Annotated in this window: 21 protein-coding genes; 14 read left to right on the forward strand and 7 right to left on the reverse strand. The window is 72.6% G+C overall.

Going from position 1 to position 18,882, the window contains the following annotated elements; genetic code table 11:
- Positions 1-2: 2 nt before the first annotated feature.
- From EV284_RS17900 to EV284_RS17920, 5 genes are all read left to right on the forward strand, one after another.
- Complete coding sequence (locus tag EV284_RS17900) at positions 3-671, forward strand: potassium-transporting ATPase subunit C (protein ID WP_130335310.1); 669 nt, start codon at positions 3-5, stop codon at positions 669-671.
- Between the two features lie 109 nt (positions 672-780).
- Positions 781-1,467, forward strand: coding sequence for a response regulator transcription factor (locus EV284_RS17905; RefSeq protein WP_130335312.1), 687 nt, complete (start codon positions 781-783; stop codon positions 1,465-1,467).
- 165 nt (positions 1,468-1,632) lie between these two features.
- A complete protein-coding gene (locus EV284_RS17910; protein ID WP_130335314.1) occupies positions 1,633-2,856 on the forward strand; it encodes a fused response regulator/phosphatase in 1,224 nt (407 codons plus the stop codon).
- Positions 2,857-2,995: 139 nt separating this feature from the next.
- On the forward strand, positions 2,996-4,537 hold the full coding sequence (locus EV284_RS17915) for a CHASE3 domain-containing protein (protein ID WP_130336399.1): 1,542 nt from the start codon (positions 2,996-2,998) through the stop codon (positions 4,535-4,537).
- Positions 4,534-4,980, forward strand: coding sequence for a response regulator (locus tag EV284_RS17920; protein WP_086690552.1), 447 nt, complete (start codon positions 4,534-4,536; stop codon positions 4,978-4,980). Before EV284_RS17915 ends, EV284_RS17920 begins: the two co-directional genes overlap by 4 nt.
- A gap of 59 nt (positions 4,981-5,039) precedes the next feature.
- On the opposite strand, the gene EV284_RS17925 is transcribed toward EV284_RS17920, so the two are convergent.
- On the reverse strand, positions 5,040-6,698 hold the full coding sequence (locus tag EV284_RS17925) for a DEAD/DEAH box helicase (protein WP_130335316.1): 1,659 nt from the start codon (positions 6,696-6,698) through the stop codon (positions 5,040-5,042).
- 87 nt (positions 6,699-6,785) lie between these two features.
- Positions 6,786-6,989: a cold-shock protein gene (locus EV284_RS17930; protein ID WP_007502648.1), complete on the reverse strand. Its 204-nt coding sequence runs from the start codon at positions 6,987-6,989 to the stop codon at positions 6,786-6,788.
- 278 nt (positions 6,990-7,267) lie between these two features.
- On the opposite strand from EV284_RS17930, the gene EV284_RS17935 reads away from it, so the two are divergent.
- The 7 genes from EV284_RS17935 to EV284_RS17965 all read left to right on the forward strand — a co-directional run bounded on the left by EV284_RS17935 (position 7,268) and on the right by EV284_RS17965 (position 13,555).
- Positions 7,268-7,615, forward strand: a complete 348-nt coding sequence (locus tag EV284_RS17935; protein ID WP_130335318.1) for a DUF1330 domain-containing protein — start codon at positions 7,268-7,270, stop codon at positions 7,613-7,615.
- A 116-nt stretch (positions 7,616-7,731) separates the two neighbouring features.
- Entirely contained in the window at positions 7,732-8,688 is a 957-nt protein-coding gene (locus EV284_RS17940; protein ID WP_130335320.1) for an STM4015 family protein, read from the forward strand.
- Between the two features lie 10 nt (positions 8,689-8,698).
- Complete coding sequence (locus tag EV284_RS17945; RefSeq protein WP_130335322.1) at positions 8,699-9,844, forward strand: STM4014 family protein; 1,146 nt, start codon at positions 8,699-8,701, stop codon at positions 9,842-9,844.
- A gap of 46 nt (positions 9,845-9,890) precedes the next feature.
- Positions 9,891-10,703, forward strand: coding sequence for an STM4013/SEN3800 family hydrolase (locus EV284_RS17950; RefSeq protein WP_130336402.1), 813 nt, complete (start codon positions 9,891-9,893; stop codon positions 10,701-10,703).
- The gene (locus EV284_RS17955; RefSeq protein ID WP_130335324.1) at positions 10,700-12,040 is read left to right on the forward strand and encodes an STM4012 family radical SAM protein; all 1,341 of its coding nucleotides are present in this window, start codon (positions 10,700-10,702) and stop codon (positions 12,038-12,040) included. The genes EV284_RS17950 and EV284_RS17955 overlap by 4 nt, the downstream gene beginning before the upstream one ends.
- A gap of 10 nt (positions 12,041-12,050) precedes the next feature.
- A complete protein-coding gene (locus EV284_RS17960) occupies positions 12,051-12,899 on the forward strand; it encodes an STM4011 family radical SAM protein (protein ID WP_130335326.1) in 849 nt (282 codons plus the stop codon).
- A gap of 104 nt (positions 12,900-13,003) precedes the next feature.
- Positions 13,004-13,555 carry a type 1 glutamine amidotransferase domain-containing protein gene (locus tag EV284_RS17965; protein WP_130335328.1) on the forward strand — a complete coding sequence of 184 codons (552 nt, stop codon included), beginning with the start codon at positions 13,004-13,006 and terminating at the stop codon, positions 13,553-13,555.
- 27 nt (positions 13,556-13,582) lie between these two features.
- Here the strand turns inward: EV284_RS17965 and EV284_RS17970 are convergent, their stop codons facing one another.
- From EV284_RS17970 to EV284_RS17980, 3 genes are all read right to left on the reverse strand, one after another.
- Positions 13,583-15,214 carry an NAD(P)/FAD-dependent oxidoreductase gene (locus tag EV284_RS17970; RefSeq protein WP_207229064.1) on the reverse strand — a complete coding sequence of 544 codons (1,632 nt, stop codon included), beginning with the start codon at positions 15,212-15,214 and terminating at the stop codon, positions 13,583-13,585.
- Complete coding sequence (locus EV284_RS17975; RefSeq protein WP_130335330.1) at positions 15,207-15,674, reverse strand: SRPBCC family protein; 468 nt, start codon at positions 15,672-15,674, stop codon at positions 15,207-15,209. The genes EV284_RS17970 and EV284_RS17975 overlap by 8 nt, the downstream gene beginning before the upstream one ends.
- 145 nt (positions 15,675-15,819) lie before the next feature.
- Positions 15,820-16,356 (reverse strand): isochorismatase family cysteine hydrolase, encoded by a 537-nt coding sequence (locus EV284_RS17980; RefSeq protein ID WP_130335332.1) that lies wholly within the window; start codon positions 16,354-16,356, stop codon positions 15,820-15,822.
- Positions 16,357-16,472: 116 nt separating this feature from the next.
- Between EV284_RS17980 and EV284_RS17985 the strand changes: the two genes are divergently transcribed.
- Positions 16,473-16,892, forward strand: a complete 420-nt coding sequence (locus EV284_RS17985) for a CBS domain-containing protein (protein WP_130335334.1) — start codon at positions 16,473-16,475, stop codon at positions 16,890-16,892.
- Positions 16,893-16,944: 52 nt separating this feature from the next.
- On the opposite strand, the gene EV284_RS17990 is transcribed toward EV284_RS17985, so the two are convergent.
- Both EV284_RS17990 and EV284_RS32745 read right to left on the reverse strand, forming a co-directional pair.
- Positions 16,945-17,151: a hypothetical protein gene (locus EV284_RS17990; protein ID WP_130335336.1), complete on the reverse strand. Its 207-nt coding sequence runs from the start codon at positions 17,149-17,151 to the stop codon at positions 16,945-16,947.
- Positions 17,152-17,162: 11 nt separating this feature from the next.
- A complete protein-coding gene (locus EV284_RS32745; RefSeq protein ID WP_165425570.1) occupies positions 17,163-17,309 on the reverse strand; it encodes a hypothetical protein in 147 nt (48 codons plus the stop codon).
- Between the two features lie 488 nt (positions 17,310-17,797).
- Here EV284_RS32745 and EV284_RS17995 point away from each other — a divergent pair, with 488 nt between their 5' ends.
- Entirely contained in the window at positions 17,798-18,859 is a 1,062-nt protein-coding gene (locus EV284_RS17995; protein ID WP_130335338.1) for an NAD-dependent epimerase/dehydratase family protein, read from the forward strand.
- Positions 18,860-18,882: the final 23 nt, after the last annotated feature.

The following is an 18,882-nucleotide window of genomic DNA, read 5'->3' on the forward strand; positions in this document are numbered from 1 at the left end:
CCATGAACACCTCCCTCACCGGCAAGATCCGGTCCCTGGGCGCGGGACTGCGCGCCCTGCTCGTCCTCACCCTCGTCACCGGTGTCCTCTATCCCCTCGCCGTGACCGGCGTGTCCCAGCTGCTCATGCCCGGCCGGGCGAACGGCTCCGAGGTCCGGGCGGACGGGCGGGTCGTCGGCTCCTCCCTCATCGGGCAGCCGTACACCCTGCCGCTGAAGAAGGGCCAGGAGGCGGCGGCGCCGGACCTCAGGTGGTTCCAGGGGCGTCCGGCGGCGGGGCTCGGCACCAACACCGAGAACACCCGCTACCACCTGCTCCTCTCCGGTGCCTCGAACCTCGCCGCCGACAACGAGGTCCTGGTGCGGCGGGTGGAGGCCGCCAAGGCCGCCGTCGTCCGGGACAACTCCGTACCCGGCCGTCCGGTGAGCCCGGCCGACGTCCCCGCCGACGCGGTCACCTCCTCCGGCTCCGGCCTCGACCCGGACGTCTCCCCGGCGTACGCCCGGCTCCAGACGCACCGCGTCGCCGCCCGGAACCACCTGCCGGTCCGCGAGGTCGCCCGGCTCGTCCGTGAGCACACCGAGGGCCGCACGCTGGGCTTCCTCGGCGAGCCCCGCGTCAACGTGCTGGAGCTGAACATCGCCCTCAAGGAGCTGACGGCCCGGCGCTGAACCGCCCCGGCGGTGTCCGGAAGCCGCACCTGGACCGCCGACTCCCGCCCCGATGCCGTAGGTTGCTGCCCTCGGTCCACTGAGGCGTACGACAGGAGGGCGCGCGTCCATGACACGGGTGCTCGTGGTGGAGGACGACCCGCAGCTCGTACGGGCCCTCGTGATCAACCTCCAGGCGCGCCGGTACGCCGTCGACACGGCCCCGGACGGTGCCACCGCGCTCCGGCTCGCGGCCGACCGGGGGCCGGACGTGGTCGTGCTCGACCTGGGGCTGCCCGACATGGACGGCACCGACGTCATACGGTCCCTGCGCGGCGGCCGGAGCCGGGTGCCGATCCTCGTCCTCTCCGCCCGCCAGGCGTCCGAGGAGAAGGTCGCCGCGCTGGACGCCGGGGCCGACGACTACGTCACCAAGCCGTTCAGCATGGACGAGCTGCTGGCCCGGCTGCGCGCGGCCGTCCGCCGCACCGAGGCCGGCCAGGCGCCCCCGGAGACCACCCTGGTGCGGACGGCGGACTTCACCCTGGACCTCTCCGCCAAGAAGGCCGTGCGCGACGGGCGTGACATCCGCCTCACCCCGACCGAGTGGCATCTGCTGGAGATCCTTGTCACCAGCCCCGGCCGCCTGGTGAGCCGGAAACACCTGCTGCGCGAGGTCTGGGGGGTCTCCCTGAGCGACCGGACGAACTACCTGCGCGTCTACATGGCCCAGCTCCGCCGCAAGCTGGAGGCGGACCCCGCCCACCCGCGCTACCTGATCACGGAGCCGGGCATGGGCTACCGTTTCGAGGGCTGAGCCCCCTCCCGGCGAAATCATGCCGTCGCGTTCGAGTCCGGATGGGTGAATGATGTCACCCGGACTGGTCACGCCCGGATCTTCGCACTGAGTATGCTCGTCCAATGTTGTCGGTCGACAACTTACGGCGGCGGGCGGCATGAGCGGAGCGGAAAGGGCGGGACCATGGTGACGTCGCGGGCTGATGCCGATGAGCTGAGGCCGGTGACCGCGGACGGGATCGACGCGGGCTGGGACGAGCGACGGCCGTCCGTGCTCCTGGTGGAGGACGACGCCGGCGACGCGCTGCTGGTCGAGGAACTGGTCGCCGACAGTGCCCTGAAGATGCGGCTGCGCTGGGTACGGACGATGGCCGAGGCCGCCGAGGTGCTCGCCACCGAGCGGCCGGACTGCGTCCTGCTCGACCTGCATCTGCCGGACGCGAGCGGCCTCGAAGCGGTCTCCCTGGTCAAGGCGCACGCCGACCGGGTGGCCATCGTCGTCCTCACCGGCCTCGCCGAGGAGCAGACCGGGCTCGCCGCGGTGACCGCGGGCGCCCAGGACTACCTGGTCAAGGGCCGCGTCGAACCCGAACTCTTCGGCCGCGCCGTGCGCTACGCGATCCAGCGCAAGCAGGCCGAGCGGTCGGCGGTCGCGCTCCAGGCCAGCCTGATGCAGGCCCAGGAGAACGCCCGTCTGGAACGCGGCCTGCTGCCCCGCCCGCTGCTGCGCGCCGACGGCGTCCAGGTCGTCGCCCGCTACCGCCCCGGCCGTGCCCAGGCCCTGCTCGGCGGCGACTTCTACGACATCGTGCAGAGCGGGGACGGCACCGTGCACGCCTTGGTCGGGGACGTCTCCGGACACGGCCCGGACGAGGCCGCCCTCGGTGTCGCCCTGCGCATAGCCTGGCGCACACTGGTCCTCAGCGGCATCACCGGCGTCGAGCAGGTGGCCCGCCTGGAGGAGATCCTGGTCGCCGAGCGCGCCCGGGACGAGGTCTTCGCCACCCTGGTCAGCCTGTCCGCCGTACCCGGCGAGCACCGGGCCACCGTGGTGCGGGCCGGCCACCACGGGCTGCTCCGGCGCGGCGCCCGGGACGTGGACTGGGTCGAGGTGCCGGGCGGCCCCGCGCTGGGCCTCATCCCCGGCGGCGCCCACTGGCCCACCGCGGAACTGCCGGTGCCGCCGGGAGCCTCCGTCGTCCTCTTCACCGACGGCCTCTTCGAGGGACACGTCAGCCGGGGGCCGCAGCGCCTCGGCGAGGAGGGACTGCTCGAACTCGCCCGCGAGGCGGCCGGACTGGCGCCCGACGAGTTCGTGGACCGGCTCATCGGCGAGGCCGAGGGGCTGGCCGAGGAACAGGGCGGCCTCGCGGACGACGTCGCCGTCGTCCATGTGAGCTGGAACTGAGAAACGTGAGACGAGAGAAACGAGTGGGACGCGTGAGTGACGAGTCGGTTCGGAGCACAGGGTGAAGAACCTCGCGGGCAAGCCGTGGTACGGGCGTCGCCTGACCGTGCAGGGCTGGTTCTACCTCGTGCTGTCGCTCATGAGCCTCCTGGTGCTCCTCGGCACCGTGGTGGGCGCCACCCTCCTCGACCGCACGGCCGTGGCGACCGACGCCCTGCTGCGGGGCGTCCAGCCCGCCCAGACCGAGGCGTACCGGCTCCAGTCCGCCATGGTCAATCAGGAGACCGGCATCCGGGGCTATGCCATCACCGCCGACCAGCGCTTCCTCAAGCCCTACACCGAAGGCAAGCAGAACGAGTCGGAGTCCGCGGCGCGGCTGCGGCGGCTGGTCGCCGACCAGCCCGAGCTGCGTGACGACCTGACCCGGGTGGAACGGCAGGCGGCCCAGTGGCGCCTCAACTGCGCCGAACCGCTCGTCGCCTCCGTCACCCCCGGCAAGCCGAAGGCCGTCGACCTGCGGACGGTGGAGAACGGCAAGGAGGACTTCGACAAGCTGCGCAGGAGCTGGGCCGAACAGAACACGGACCTGACCCGTGTGGTCCGGGAAGGCAGCGCCCGCATCGCCCACGAGCGCACCCTGCGCAACTCGGTGCTCGCCGCCATGGTCGCCGCGTTCCTGCTGACCGGCGTCGCGCTGGCCGTCTTCGTGCGCATACTCGTCACCCTGCCCCTGCAGCGGCTGCGTACCGCGTCCCGCCGGGTCGCGGGCGGCGACTTCGACCACGTCATCGAAGGCGGCGGACCGGCCGACCTGACCGCCGTGGCCGACGACGTGGAGGACATGCGCAAGCGGATCGTGGCCGACCTGGACGCCTCCCGCGCCCAGCAGCGCGTCCTCACCACCCAGGCCGCCGACCTGGACGCCCAGGCGGTCGAGCTGCGCCGCTCCAACGTGGAACTGGAGCAGTTCGCCTACGTCGCCTCCCACGACCTCCAGGAGCCGCTGCGCAAGGTCGCCTCCTTCTGCCAGCTCCTGGAGAAGCGGTACTACGACAAGCTGGACGACCGCGGGCGGCAGTACATCGACTTCGCGGTGGACGGCGCCAAGCGCATGCAGGTGCTCATCAACGACCTGCTCACCTTCTCCCGCGTCGGCCGGCTCACCGACGACCGCGTCTCCATCGGCCTGGAACAGGCGCTGGAGAAGGCGATGATGAACCTCGACGCGGCCGTGGAGGAATCCGGCGCCCGCGTCGAACGGCCCCAGGACATGCCGGAGGTGGTGGGCGACCCGACCCTGTTCACCATGCTCTGGCAGAACCTGATCGGCAACGCCCTGAAGTTCCGCCACCCCGACCGCGCCCCGCAGGTCACCGTCACCTGCGAGCCCGACCCGGACGAACCCGGCAGCGTGCGGCTGAGCGTCTCGGACAACGGCATCGGCATCCCCGGCGAGTTCGCCGACAAGGTCTTCGTCATCTTCCAGCGACTGCACAGCCGGGACGCCTACGGCGGCACCGGGATCGGCCTGGCCCTCTGCAAGAAGATCGTGGAACACCACGGTGGCCGGATCTGGCTGGACACCGACTACACCGGCGGCACCCGCTTCAGCTTCACCCTCCCCGTGGCCACCGCCCCGGACGAGACCGGCACCCACCACGAGGAGAAGGCCCTCACATGACGACTCCCGACGGCACCCCGATCGACGTCCTCCTGGTGGAGGACGACCCCGGTGACGAGCTGATGACCCGGGAAGCGTTCGAGGACAACAAGATCGGCAACACGCTGCACGTGGTCCGCGACGGCGAGGAGGCGCTCGACTTCCTCTACCGGCGCGGCGACCACACCGGCGCGCCCCGGCCCGACCTGATCCTGCTCGACCTCAACCTGCCCAAGTACGACGGGCGTCAGGTCCTGGAGCGCATCAAGTCCGACCAGGATCTCGCGGACATCCCGGTGGTCGTCCTCACCACGTCGGCGGCCGAGGAGGACATCCTCCGCAGCTACCGGCTGCACGCCAACGCCTACGTCACCAAGCCGGTCGACCTCGACCAGTTCATCGCCGCCGTCCGCCAGATCGACGACTTCTTCGTCCAGGTGGTCCGCCTGCCCCGGCGGAGGTGAGCCCGGAACGCGAACACCCCCCGACCGGCCCGGTCGGGGGGTGTTCCGTTTCGCCGGTCTCAGCTCGCGGCCGGGCGGCGGCCGCCACGGCGGTCGGAGCCGCCGGTGCCCGCCGCGCGCTCACCCGGTGCCCTGCGGGCGGTGCCGCGCGCGCCCGCCTTGCCGGGAGCCCCGCCACCGGCGGTACGGCGCCCGGCGGCGCCCCCGCCCTTGGCACCCTCGGCGCCCGTACGGCGGCCACCGGAGGCACCGGCGCTCGCCGTGCCCGGCTTGGACCGGCCTTCGGGCTTGCGGGCCTGGCCGCCGGTGCCTTCGCCGGCACCGGCCGGACGACGTCGGCGGCTGGAGCGGCCGGCGCCCTCGGCACCGGCACCGGACCTGCGCGCCGGACGCGCCTTCGGCGGCGTGGGCTCCGGGGCGGCGATGACCACGGCCACGCCGGAGGGCTCGCGGGCGCCGGTGATGGTCACCAGTTCGGGAGCGCTGGAAGTGACGCGGGCGGTCTTCGGGCGGATGCCGGCGGCCGACATGAGCTGGTTGACCTCCCGCTTCTGCTCGGGCAGCACCAGCGTGACCACGCTGCCGGAACCACCCGCGCGGGCGGTGCGGCCGCCACGGTGGAGGTAGTCCTTGTGGTCGGTCGGCGGGTCGACGTTCACGACGAGGTCGAGGTCGTCGATGTGTATACCGCGTGCCGCGACGTTGGTCGCCACCAGCGCGGTGATCTCGCCGGTCTTGAACTGCTCCAGGGCGCGGTTGCGCTGCGGCTGGGAGCGGCCGCCGTGCAGGGCGGCGGCGCGGACGCCGACCGAGAGCAGGCGCTTGGCGAGCCGGTCGGCGGAGCGCTTGGTGTCCAGGAAGAGGATGACCCGGCCGTCACGGGCCGCGATGCGCGTGGTGACGGCCTTCTTGTCGGTCTCGTCCTGGAGGTGGAGCAGATGGTGCTCCATCGTGGTCACCGCACCGGCGGACGGGTCCACCGAGTGCACCACGGGGTCGGTGAGGAACCGCTGCACCAGCTTGTCGATGTTCCGGTCCAGGGTGGCCGAGAACAGCATCCGCTGGCCGTCGGGGCGCACCTGCTGGATCAGCCTGGTGATCTGCGGCAGGAAGCCCATGTCGGTCATCTGGTCGGCCTCGTCCAGCACCGTGATGCCGACGTCGTGCAGCACGCAGTCACCGCGCTCCACCAGGTCGTTGAGGCGGCCGGGGCTCGCCACCAGCACCTCGACACCGCGCCGGAGCGTGGCGGCCTGCTTGGTGATCGACAGGCCGCCGACCACGGTGGCCATCCGGAGGTTGACCGCCGTCGCGTAGGGAGTCAGCGCGTCGGTCACCTGCTGGGCCAGTTCGCGGGTGGGCACCAGGACCAGGGAGAGGGGTGCCTTGGGCTCGGCCCGCTGCCCCGCCGTCCGGGCGAGGAGGGCGAGGCCGAAGGCGAGGGTCTTTCCGGAACCGGTGCGGCCCCGGCCCAGGAGGTCCCGGCCCGCCAGCGAGTTGGGCAGCGTGGCGGCCTGGATGGGGAAGGGGGTGGTCACCCCTTGCGCGGTGAGCGTCTTCAGCAGTGCCGCGGGCATGTCGAGGTCGGCGAACTCAGCGACGGCGGGCAGTGCGGGCGTCGTGCTCTCGGGCAGGCGGAATTCCTGGGGAGCCTGGGGAGCAGACGAGGGCCTGGACGGCGACGAGCCGCGGTTCGGCTTCTGATACCTGCGGGGCATGCGGTTACTGCCTTCCTCAACACAGCACAAACCGGGGTCCGCACCATGACGGTGCGGACCCCGGTGAGCGGAATACGCGTCCCGCAATTAGGCGGGAACGATGTTCTCGGCCTGCGGGCCCTTCTGGCCCTGCGTGACGTCGAAGCTGACCCGCTGGCCCTCCTGGAGCTCACGGAAGCCCTGGGTGGCGATGTTCGAGTAGTGGGCGAAGACGTCCGGACCGCCACCGTCCTGCTCGATGAAGCCGAAACCCTTTTCAGAGTTGAACCACTTGACGGTTCCCTGTGCCATGACTTTCTCCTTCTGATGGCAGAGGCCCCATCCGGAAGATGCCGGAAAACAAAATGCGCCCAAAGAGAAAACATTTCCCGTCAGGCGCACATAAAGTTCATGGGTACCACAACTGCAACAAGAGAAAGACTAGCACACGTGTCGCTCGGCGGCGGGAGTGGATCTCGCTCCCCGGCGTGTCCGAGTCGATCTTCCGGCGGACCGTCGACGCCGGTCGGCGGGGGTGGCAGCATCGCCGGGTACGAAGATCCGACGATCATCGACGCCGTGGAGGACCCATGACCGCCTACGCCGTAGCCCATCTCCGCGAGGCCGCGCCGCACCCCGAGATCGCGGAGTACATCGAGCGCATCACCGCCACCTTCGAGCCGTACGGCGGCCGCTTCCTCGTCCACGGCACCCAGCACGAGGTGAAGGAGGGGGAGTGGGCCGGGCATGTCGTGATCATCGCCTTCCCGGGGATCACCGAGGCGCGGGCCTGGTGGGACTCGCCCGCCTACCGGGAGATCGCCCCACTGCGCTCCCGGCACATCGCGGGCGACATCATCCTGGTCGACGGGGTGCCCGAGGGGTACGACCCGGCCACCACCGCGAAGACGCTGCGCGAGGCGGCGGCCGGCGAGTAGCCGGGCGGGAGCCGTCCACAGCCGTGTGACCGGTTGTCAGTGCGAGTTGGTAGAACTTCCCGGGTACGCCGTGGACCGCACACGTTCGCGCCCATCGCACGTCAGGAGCAGCCCGCATGACCATCGGTCACCACTTGGAGGAGTTGTACGGCCTCCCCGCGTTCGCCTTCCCCGGACCCGGCGCGAAGGCCGGACTGCCCGAGCCGGACGCCGTCGCCTGGCGGGTCGCCGGGGACGTGTACGACGCGGACGAGGAGTGGGAGGACGCCTTCGCCCGCTTCCTCGCCACCGTGGACACCACACGGGTGCGGGCGCTGATCGTCGGCGCCTGGACGGACGCGTACGAGACGGACTCCTCCGCCGTGACGGCCGCGCTGCTCGTCGCCCGCAACCGGCTGCCCGCCCTGCGCGCCCTGTTCCTCGGCGACCTCGTCATGGAGGAGGCCGAACTCTCCTGGATCCAGCAGAGCGACGTCACCGGACTGCTCACCGGCTTCCCGGAACTGGCCGAGTTCGGGGTGCGCGGGGGCACCGGGCTGGAGTTCCCCGCGCTGGAGCACGCCGCGCTGCGCAAGCTGGTCGTGGAGACGGGCGGCCTGCCCGTGGAGGTCGTCCGGGGCGTCGGGGGCAGCGGGCTGCCCGCGCTGGAGCACCTCGAACTGTGGCTCGGCGACTCGATGTACGGCGCCGACACCACGGTGCCCGACCTGGAGCCGATCCTCTCCGGCACCCGGCTGCCCGCGCTGCGTCACCTCGGGCTGCGCAACAGCGAGATACAGGACGAGATCGCGGCCGCCGTCGCCTCCGCGCCCGTCGTGGCCCGACTGCAGACGCTGGACCTCTCCATGGGCACCCTGGGCGACGAGGGCGCGGCCGCGCTGCTCGCCGGGCAGCCGCTGACCCACCTGGCCTTCCTCGACCTGCACCACCACTACATCACCGAGCCCCTCCAGCAGCGCCTCCGGGAGACCCTGGAACCGGCGGGCGTCCGGCTGGACCTCAACGAGGACGACGCGGACTCGTACGAGAACGAGGACGGCACCGTGCAGCGCTTCGTGGCCATCGGCGAGTGAGCGTCCTGCCATGAACCGGTGTTTCGCCGTGGTCGGCAACCCCGGGGGCCGCAGGGTGGCCCTGTTCGCGGAGGCCGTCCGGGCCGCCGGGCTGCCCGCCCCCCGCGTGGTGCCCTGGCTGGACGTACTGCGCGCGGGCGGGGCCGTGTTCGGCGACGGGGAGATCGTCCGCGTGGACTCGCCCGGCGAGGACCGCGAGGTCGACCTCCTCCTGCGGGGCATGCGCGACCCGACCCGGGTGGAGGGAACGGCCCGCTGGTACGAGCGCTTCACGGCGGCCCTGGGCACGCTGCGCGGCGGCATCCGGCTCGACGGCGCCGATGACGTGGCGGTCATGTTCGACAAGCGGCGCTGTCACGCGGTCCTCGCCGCGGCGGGCGTACCGGTGCCCGCGTCGCCCACCTCCGGCGCGACCGGTGCCCCGGTGCGCGGCTGGGACGACGTGCGGGCGCTGATGCGGGAGCACCGGATGCCCCGGCTGTTCGTCAAGCCCGCGCACGGCTCGTCGGCCTCCGGGGTGCTCGCCGTCGACTCGGCCGGAGGCGGTCGCGTCCGGGCCACCACCTCCGTCGAACTCGACCCCGAGGGGCGGCTGTTCAACTCCCTCAAGGTGCGCAGGTACCAGCGGGAGCGGGACATCGCCGCCATCGTGGACGCGCTCGCCCCGGACGGGCTCCACCTGGAGCGCTGGGTGCCCAAGGCGTCCCAGGGCGGCCGGGCAGCCGACCTCCGGGTGGTCGTGGTCGACGGCCGCGCCACCCACGCCGTGGTCCGCACCAGCGCCGGACCGCTCACCAACCTCCATCTCGGCGGCCGCCGGGGCGACCTGGCCGGGGCCCGGCAGGCGGCCGAGAGCGCGGGCCTTGGCTGGCCGGAGCTGCTCGGGATCTGCGAGCGGGCCGCGGCCTGCTTCCCGGACACCCTCTGCGTCGGCGTCGACCTGCTGCCCTCCATCGGCTGGCGCCGCGCCCGCGTCGGCGAGGTCAACGCCTTCGGCGATCTCCTGCCCCGGCTCACCGGCCTGCCCGGCGGCGGCGCCGAGGGTCTCGACACCTACGCGGCGCAGGTCGCCGCCGCCCTGCGCCGGGCCCCGCTCACCGGGCGGCCCGGCCCGCACCACCCGCACAGAACAGGAACCACCCATGTCAGCGCCTGACCCGGCCACCGCCCGACTGCCCGAAGTCGCCCCCGGCGTACCGGACATGAACCGGATCGTCGGCAGCCACGACATCCTGCTGGTCACCCTCGACACCCTCCGCTACGACGTGGCCGCCGAACTCGCCGAGGCCGGCCGCATCCCGAACCTGGCCCGCCATCTCCCCGGCGGCCGCTGGGAGAAGCGGCACGCGCCGGGCAGCTTCACCTACGCCTCCCACCAGGCCGTCTTCGCCGGCTTCCTGCCCACCCCCGCCGAACCCGGCCGCCATCCCCGCCTGTTCGCCGCCGCCTTCGCGGGCAGCGAGACCACGGCCGACGGCACCTTCGTCTACGACACCCCCGACCTGGTCTCCGGCCTCGCCAAGGCGGGCTACCGCACGGCGTGCGTCGGGGGCGTGGGCTTCTTCAACAAGCAGGGCGCGCTCGGCTCGGTGCTGCCCGGACTGTTCGAGGAGTCGCACTGGGAGCCGGAGTTCGGGGTCGCCTCCCCGACCTCCTTCGAGTCCCAGGTAGCCCGCGCCGAGGAGATCGCCGCCGGGACGGCACCGGAGCAGCCGCTGTTCCTCTTCGTCAACGTCTCCGCGCTGCACCAGCCCAACTGGTTCCACCTGCCCGGCGCGCGCAAGGAGGACGGCGACTCCCGCGCCACCCACGCCGCCGCGCTGGAGTACGTGGACCGGCACATCGGCCGGCTGTTCACCGCCATGAGCAGCCGCCGGCCCTGCCTCGCCCTCGTCTGCTCCGACCACGGCACCGCCTACGGCGACGACGGCTGGAGCGGCCACCGCATCGGCCACGAGTCGGTGTGGACCGTGCCCTACGCCCACTTCCTGCTCGACCAGGGTGCCACCCGATGACCCCGGCCACCGCGGCCGCCCCGGCCCCGTACCAGAGTTATGTCTACGCCTACCCGCACAAGACCGCGTACCGGGAGCTCACCGGCCGGCCCCTGCTGCGGGACCTCTGGGCGGGTGAGCCCAAGGACGCGCTCTCGCTCTATCTGCACGTCCCCTTCTGCGAGGTGCGGTGCGGGTTCTGCAACCTGTTCACCCGCATCGGCGCCCCGGACGGTCTTACTGGGGCCTACCTCGACGCGCTGGAGCGGCAGGCGGGCGCGGTGCGGGAGGCGCTGGGGGAGCGGGAGCCGGTCCGGTTCGCCACCGCCGCGTTCGGGGGCGGCACGCCCACCTTCCTCACCGCCGCCGAGCTGACCCGGCTCTGCGACATCGCCGAGCACCGGATGGGCGCCGACCTGCGCGCCGTCCCGCTCTCCGTGGAGGCGTCCCCGGCGACGGCCACCGCCGACCGGCTCGCCGTCCTCGCCGAGCGCGGCGCCACCCGCCTCAGCCTCGGCGTGCAGAGCTTCGACGACACCGAGGCGCGGGCCGCCGTACGCCCGCAGCGCCGGGCCGATGTGGAGGCGGCGCTCGGGCGGGTGCGGGAGGCGGGGATACCCGTGCTCAACATCGACCTGATCTACGGCATCGAGGGGCAGACCGAGCTCAGCTGGCTGCGCTCGCTGGACGCCGCCCTCGCCTGGCGGCCCGAGGAGCTGTACCTCTACCCGCTCTACATACGCCCGCTGACCGGCCTCGGCCGGCGCGCCGTCGGAGCCGACCCGGAGTGGGACGAACAGCGGCTCCGGCTCTACCGCGCCGGACGCGACCATCTCCTGGCGCACGGCTACGAGCAGCGGTCCATGCGGATGTTCCGCCGCGCCGGCGCCCCGGCCGAGGGAGCCGAGGACTACGCCTGCCAGACCGACGGCATGATCGGGCTGGGCTGCGGCGCGCGCTCGTACACCGCCGGGCTGCACTACTCCTTCGACTACGCGGTCGGCATGCACGAGATCCGCGAGATCATCGACGACTACGTCACCCGCCCCGCCGGCGACTTCGCGCACGCCGAGTACGGGCACCCGATGACCGGGGACGAGGCGCGCCGCCGCCATCTGCTGCAGTCGCTGCTCCAGGCGGACGGGCTGGTGGTGGCCGACTACCGCGCCCGGTTCGGCGGCCGTACCCCGGCCGGGGACTTCCCGGCCGAGCTGGCGCGGTTCGCGGACCTGGGCTGGCTGGAGTCCGGCCCGGTACTGCGGCTGACCCCGGAGGGGCTGGCCCACTCCGACGCGCTCGGCCCCGAGCTGTTCTCCCCGGCCGTGCGGGCCTCGATGGCCGCCTACGAGCGCAAGTGAGCCGCCCGTCATGGACCTGACCCTGCTGTACCGGGGGCCACTGGCCTCCTGCGACTACGACTGTCCCTACTGCCCGTTCGCCAAGCGCCGGGACAGCCGGGAACGGTTGCGGGCCGACCGGGCGAGCCTGGAGCGGTTCGCCGGCTGGGCCGCCGACCGCACCGAGGACCGGCTCTCGGTGCTGTTCACGCCGTGGGGCGAGGGGCTGGTGCGCTCCTGGTACCGGCGCGCCCTGACCGGCCTCTCCCACCAACCGCACATCCGCCGTGTCGCCATCCAGACCAACCTGAGCTGCCGCACGGACTGGCTGGCCGACGCCGACCGCGACACCCTGGCGCTGTGGTGCACGTACCACCCCGGCCAGACCCCGTACGACCGGTTCCTCGGCAAGTGCCGGGAGCTGGACCGGCTCGGCGTCCGCTACAGCGTCGGCATCGTGGGGCTGCCCGAGCACCTCGACGCGGCCCGGCGGCTGCGGGCCGAGCTGCCGGAGCGGGTGTACCTCTGGGTGAACGCGGCCGAGGGGCACACCTACGACGACGCGGAGGCCGGGGTGTGGACCGGGATCGACCCGCTCTTCCCGTACAGCCGGCACCCGCACGCCAGCGCCGGGCTGCCGTGCCGTACCGGTGAGTCCGTGATCTCGGTGGACGGCGACGGCACGGTCCGCCGCTGTCACTTCGTCCCCGCCGAACTCGGCAACCTCTACGACGGTTCCTACCGGCCCGCGCTCCGTCCCCGCCCCTGCCCGCTGACGAGCTGCGACTGCCACATCGGCTACGTCCATCTGGAGACCCTGCCCCTGTACGACGTGTTCGCGGGCGGCGTGCTGGAAAGGATTCCGGCCGCCGTCGAATGAAACGGGGCCAAAGGGGCAGCCGGTGCGGGTAAGACCGGCGCCGGACGCCGCCAGGAGCGAGGTCCGCACCGGGAAGCAGGGGGAGACGGGAGGAGTACGAACCCATGGCTCTCGACGGCAAGAGCGTCCTCGTTCTCACGACGAACTACGGGACGGAACAAGACGAACTGCAGAAGCCGGTGGCGGCCCTGCGCGACGCGGGTGCCCGCGTCGTGATCGCGGCCCAGAAGCCGGAGGCCATCGCCACCCTCGTCCTCGACAAGGACCCCGGCGACAAGGTCGAACCGGACACCACGCTCGCGGAGGCGACGTCGGAGGGTTACGACGCGGTAGTGGTCCCCGGCGGCACCATCAACGCCGACCAGCTGCGCATCGACGAGGACGCACAGCGCCTGGTCACCGCGTTCGCGCGGGAGGGCAAGCCGGTGGCGTCGGTCTGCCACGGACCCTGGCTGCTGGTGAACAGCGAACTCACCGAGGGCCGCGACATGACCTCCTACCAGACACTGATGGAAGACCTGGTCAACGCGGGCGCCAACTGGACGGACCAGGAGGTCGTGGTCGACACCGAGGGCGGCCACCCGCTGATCACCTCCCGCCACCCCGGTGATCTCGACGCCTTCTCCTCCGCGATCATCCGCACCCTGGAGGGCTGAACCCTTCGGAGCCCCGGAGCGGGGCGGTCAGCGGTTCCCCACCGCGGCCGCCCCGCTTCCGCGCGTCAGGGTCCGCTGCACCAGGGACATCACCTCCGCGAAGGAGCGGCGGACACCCAGCGCGGCCCGCGCCGCGTTGGCACCGGGGGCGCCGTGCACCCCGCCGCCGGGGTGCGCGGAGGAGGAGGCCAGGTACAGCCCCCTGACCGGCGTCTCCGGGCGGCCGGTGCCGGGGATCGGCCGGAACACCGCCTGCTGGTGCAGGGCGGTGGTGCCGCCGTTGAGGGCGCCCACGCTGAGGTTGGCGTCCTCGGACTGGAGCGTGAGCGGCGACAGCACGCGCCGGCTCAGAATCCGGGCCCGGAAACCGGGCGCGAACTGCTCGATCCGCCGCTCCATCCGGTCCGCCATGATCTCCCGCTCGGCCGCGTCCCAGGAGCCGGTGAGCCCGGCGTCCCCGGCGTCGCCGCGCACCTCGCGGGGCAGATGGGTGTAGGCCCAGGCCGACTCGGTGCCCGCGGGCGACCGGGTCGGGTCGGCGGTGGTCATCTGCCCCACCAGCAGGAACGGGTTGGCGGGGATCTGCCCCATGGCGATCTGGGCGGCGAACCGGGTGAGGTCGTCCACGCTGTCCGCCAGGTGCACGGTTCCGGCGCCGCTCGCCGCCCCGGCCCGCCACGGGACGGTGGAGTCCAGCGCCCAGTCGACCTTGAAGGTGGCGAAGTCCCACTGGAAGCGCCGCATGTCCTCGAGGACCTGCGAGGGCAGGTGTTCGGGGGCGACAAGCCGTCCGTAGAGGGCGGGCGCGGAGACGTCCGCCAGTACGGCGCGCCGGGCCGGGACCGTGTCACCGGCGGCCGTACGGACCGCGACGGCCCGGCCGCGCTCGACCACGATCCGCGTCACCGGCTCCCCGCAGCGGATCACGCCGCCCCGCTGCCGGAGCCGGCTGACCAACGCGTCCGTGAGGCCGACCGCGCCACCCACCGGCACGGGAAAACCGAACTGCTGGCCGAGCATCGACATGATCCAGCCGAAGCCGCCGCCGATCGCCGACTCCGGGCCGAGGTCCGCGTGCAGGGCGTTGCCCGCGAGCAGCAGCCTGGCTCCCTCGCCGTCGAACTCCTCCTCGCCGAGGCGGCGAACCGGCAGCAGCATGGAGCGGGCCAGGCGCAGGGCGCCGCCGCCGCGCAGCTTCCAACCGAGCCCGGCCAGCGCCCGGACCGGCGGCATCGTGGTGAAGAGCGCCTGGAGGAGGTCGGAGCCGACCCTTTCCCAGGTCGCGTACTGGGCGCGCCAGGCGTCACCGTCCCCGGGGCAGAGCCTCTCCAGGCCCTCGGCGGTGGCCTCCACGTCCCGGTCGATCACCGCGCAGCGGTCGCCGGCCAGCGGGTGGGCCAGGACGTGCGGGGCGTGCGTCCAGCGCAGCCCGTGTTCCTCCAGCCGGAGTCCGTCGATCACGGGGGAGGCGGCGGCCAGCGGGTAGAAGGAGCTGAAGACGTCGTTCACGAAGTCGGGGTGGACCCCGCGGTCGCTGTACACGGCGCCGCCGGGCCGGTCCTGGGCCTCCAGCACCTCCACGCTCCAGCCCTGGTCCGCGAGCAGGTTGGCCGCGACCAGCCCGTTCGGCCCGGAGCCGATGATCACGGCGTCACTCATGGTCCGCCTCCTCGGCGCCGGGGGGCCGGGGACTTCGCCGCTCGACGAGCTTGGCCAGCCGGCCCAGCATGTCCCGGTGCCGGAGCTGGATCACGGCGTCGAGGACGACGTTGTGCAGCTTGCCGCCCAGCCCGCTCAGCGGGTGCTCGTCCACGATGACGAGGGTGTCGCCGCCCCACTCGCGTACGTCGATGGCGATGCGCGCGTTGCCGAAGGGCGCCCTGGCCTCCAGCTCCAGACACCGCGGCGGCTCGTAGCGGCGCACCACGGTGTAGCCGTCGACGCGGCACGGGCCGAGCTTGATGTTGTAGGCGAGGGACGAGCCCAGCTCGGGCCAGTCGCCCTCACGGGGTGCCGTCTCGTGGGTGCCCACGACCCAGTCCGCGTAGCAGGAAGGCTCTTCGAGCACCTTCCACACGGCGGCCGGCGGACGCCGGATGAGCTGGTACCGGATGGCCACGGTTTCCTCCTTCGCGCAGCACCCGGCGCGGGCCGGGAATGCCCGCGCACTGCCGCACGAGTAACCCGGTGACCACGGATCACGCGTCCGCGCCCCCGAACGGATGAACCGAGCGCCCGCCGGAGGGGCGAGCCGGTCCGGCGGCCTAGAAGTGGATCTCCTTGGCCGGGAGCAGCCGGGCGCCCATGTTGCGCTCCATCATCTCCAGCGCCGCGGACTCCAGATGGGGGTGGATGGAGGCGACGGCGTCCGGGGGCACTGTGACGTCCAGGTGGCGGATATGGGCGTCCAGCGCGGAGTACAGCACGCACTGTTCGGTGACCTGGCCGCACAGCACCACGTGCCTGACGCCCAGTTGCCACAGCAGGTACGTCATCGGGGTCTCGTAGAAGATGGAGTGGCGGGCCTTCACCACGAACATCGAGGCGTCGTCCGGCAGGATGGGCTCGACGAGCTCGCGGTGCGGGCCGGCCAGCGCGGTCTCGACCAGTTCGCCGTGGTGGGAGCGCCACTGGCCGAAGTTGTCGTTGGCGTAGATCACCGGCGCCTCCGCCGCGCGGGCGCGGGCGATCAGGTCGGCCACCACGGGCACCACCCGCTCGGCCGAGGGCACCAGCAGCTCCGCGTCCTGGTGCTCGTACGTGCTGATCATGTCGATGACGATCAGTGCGGGGGCGTCCATCTCGCTCCTCTCCGTCTGTCTCCGGCCGGGTACCCGCTTCCCGGCAGTGGTGTGAAGTCGCCCTGCGGGGTACCCGGCAGACGCCTCGCACGAAGCGACGAGAAGGGAGGCCGGTGATGGCGCAGCAGGTGCGCGACATCATGACCAGCGACCTCGTGACCGTGGAGCCGCAGGCGTCGGTGGCGACCGTGGCCCGGCTGATGCGCGACGAGGACGTGGGCACCGTCCTGGTGACCGAGGACGGCCACCTGAGGTGCCTGGTGAGCGACCGCGATCTGGTGGTACGCGCCTTCGCCGAGGGTGTGGACCCCGATCGGACCACTGTGATCGAGGCCGCCTCGGAGGACCTGGTCACCATCGGTCCGGACGAAAGCGTCGACCACGCCGTGGAGTTGATGCGCGAGCACGCCGTCCGCAGGCTCCCCGTGGTGGAGGGCGACGAGGCGGTGGGCATCATCGCCCTCGGCGACCTGGCCATCGAGCGGGACGAGACCTCCGCGCTCGGCGACATCAGCGCGGCCAGGCCGAACGACTGAGGGACCGGGCCTTCGCCCGGCGGCCGGACCGGCAGCCGCCGGGCGAAGGGCGTCAATGGGCCGCGGCGCCGAACTCGGCGTGCTGGGTACGCAGCGCCACCGCGGAGTCCTCCTCGGGCGGCCGGCCGTACCGCCGCCGGCGCGCCTCCTGCCGGGCCTCCCGCATCAGCTCACGGAACTCCTCCTCCGTGAGCCGGCGCCGAGGGCGGGGCAGGTTCGTCTCTCCTGGTTCCTCGCCGTTCGGTTCCTCGCGCATCATCGCGTCCCCCCTCACACCTGCGTAGGGTCCATCGGCCACGGCGTGCTCAGACCGGCCCGCTCCGCCGCCTCCCAGCGCCGGCAGGCCCGGTCGTTCAATCCCTGCTCCATCTCGGCCAGTCCGCGCAGTTCCTGCGGGGTCAGGCTCGGTGCGCCCACCGTGAACACTTCCTTTGAGCTGTTGGTACGACTGCGTGCGGGTATCCGCCTGCCTTGTCCTGAAACGTGAAAGGTTCAATTTCCTGTGACTGTTTCCGCGACCACCCGCAGGCGACCGAGCCGGGCACGGGCCCGGCGGTGGACGGTATCCCTGGCGCAGTACGTTTCAGGAGATGAACGTGTTCCGCGCCGCCGGGGCCCGCCCCTGCGCGGAACACGGAAGACACGCGGCGCGGTGCCGGGGGAAGGGCCCCGTGGCTCCGAGGCAGGAATCAACGTGTGAACTCTGCCGGCACGGGAACCCCGTGACAGTGCCGCCCCGAGCGGGCGGATCGCGGAGCGGGCCACGTTCCGCATCGCCCTTGCGATCACTTCACATCCGCAGCTCCCCACACCTCCCCGTGCGAGCGCGCGTCTCCTCTTCCCAGTGACGGTCCCGCCCCCTGGCGTACGGACCGGTGCGACTCGGCGCGGGACCGAGGACTCCCATGACTGATGCCACGCCTTCCACACGCTGGCGGCGCGCCGTGGTGACCGGCGGTGCCGGTTTCCTCGGCAGCCATCTGTGCGAGCACCTCGTCGAGCAGGGTGTCGCGGTCGACTGCGTCGACGACCTGTCGTCCGGCTCGCGCGCCAACGTCGCCCATCTCGTCGGCCGCCCCGGCTTCCGGTACCACGAGCAGGACGTGTGCGCCCACGGCACCCCGGACCGCCTGCCGGGCCCCTACGACCTGGTCCTGCACTTCGCCTGCCCCGCCTCCCCGGCCGACTACCTCCGGCTGCCGCTTCAGACCCTGGACTGCGGGAGTCTCGGCACCCGCAACATGCTGGCCGTGGCGGAGCGCGACGGAGCCCGTTTCCTGCTGGCGTCCACCTCCGAGGTGTACGGAGACCCCCTGGTGCACCCCCAGCGCGAGGACTACTGGGGCAACGTCAACCCGGTGGGCCCGCGCAGCGTCTACGACGAGTCGAAACGGTTCTCCGAGGCCCTGGTCACCGCCCACGTGGGCGCCAACGGCACGGACGCGGGCATCGTCCGCCTGTTCAACACCTACGGCCCGCGCATGCGCCCGCTGGACGGCCGGGCCGTGCCCGTCTTCGTCTGCCGGGCCCTGGCGGGGGAGCCGCTGCCGGTGGCCGGTGACGGCAGCCAGACCCGGTCGCTGTGCTACGTCGACGACACGGTGGACGGCATCCTGCTGGTCGCGGCCAGCCGGTCGGTACGGCCGGTCAACATCGGCGGCACCGACGAGGTGACCGTCCGCGACATCGCGCTGCGCGTGGTGGAACTCGCCCGCTCCAGTTCCCGGATCGAGTACGTGGACCGCCCCGCCGACGACCCCCAGCGCCGCCGCCCCGACACCACCCTGGCGCGCGAACTGCTCGGCTGGACCCCGCAGGTGCCCTGGGAGGAGGGCATCCGGCGGACCATCGATCACTTCGCCGCGGCCCGCTTCGGCGCACCCGCGCCCGCCCGGCCGCCGGCCTCGCCCAACGGCGACCACCCGGAGCCGTACGGGCACCCCGCGCCGAGCCGCCTGCCCTCGTAAGCCCTGCGCTCCATCCCCCCCAG

Source organism: Streptomyces sp. BK022, from assembly GCF_004217355.1.
Classification (GTDB): Bacteria; Actinomycetota; Actinomycetes; order Streptomycetales; family Streptomycetaceae; genus Streptomyces; species Streptomyces griseoluteus.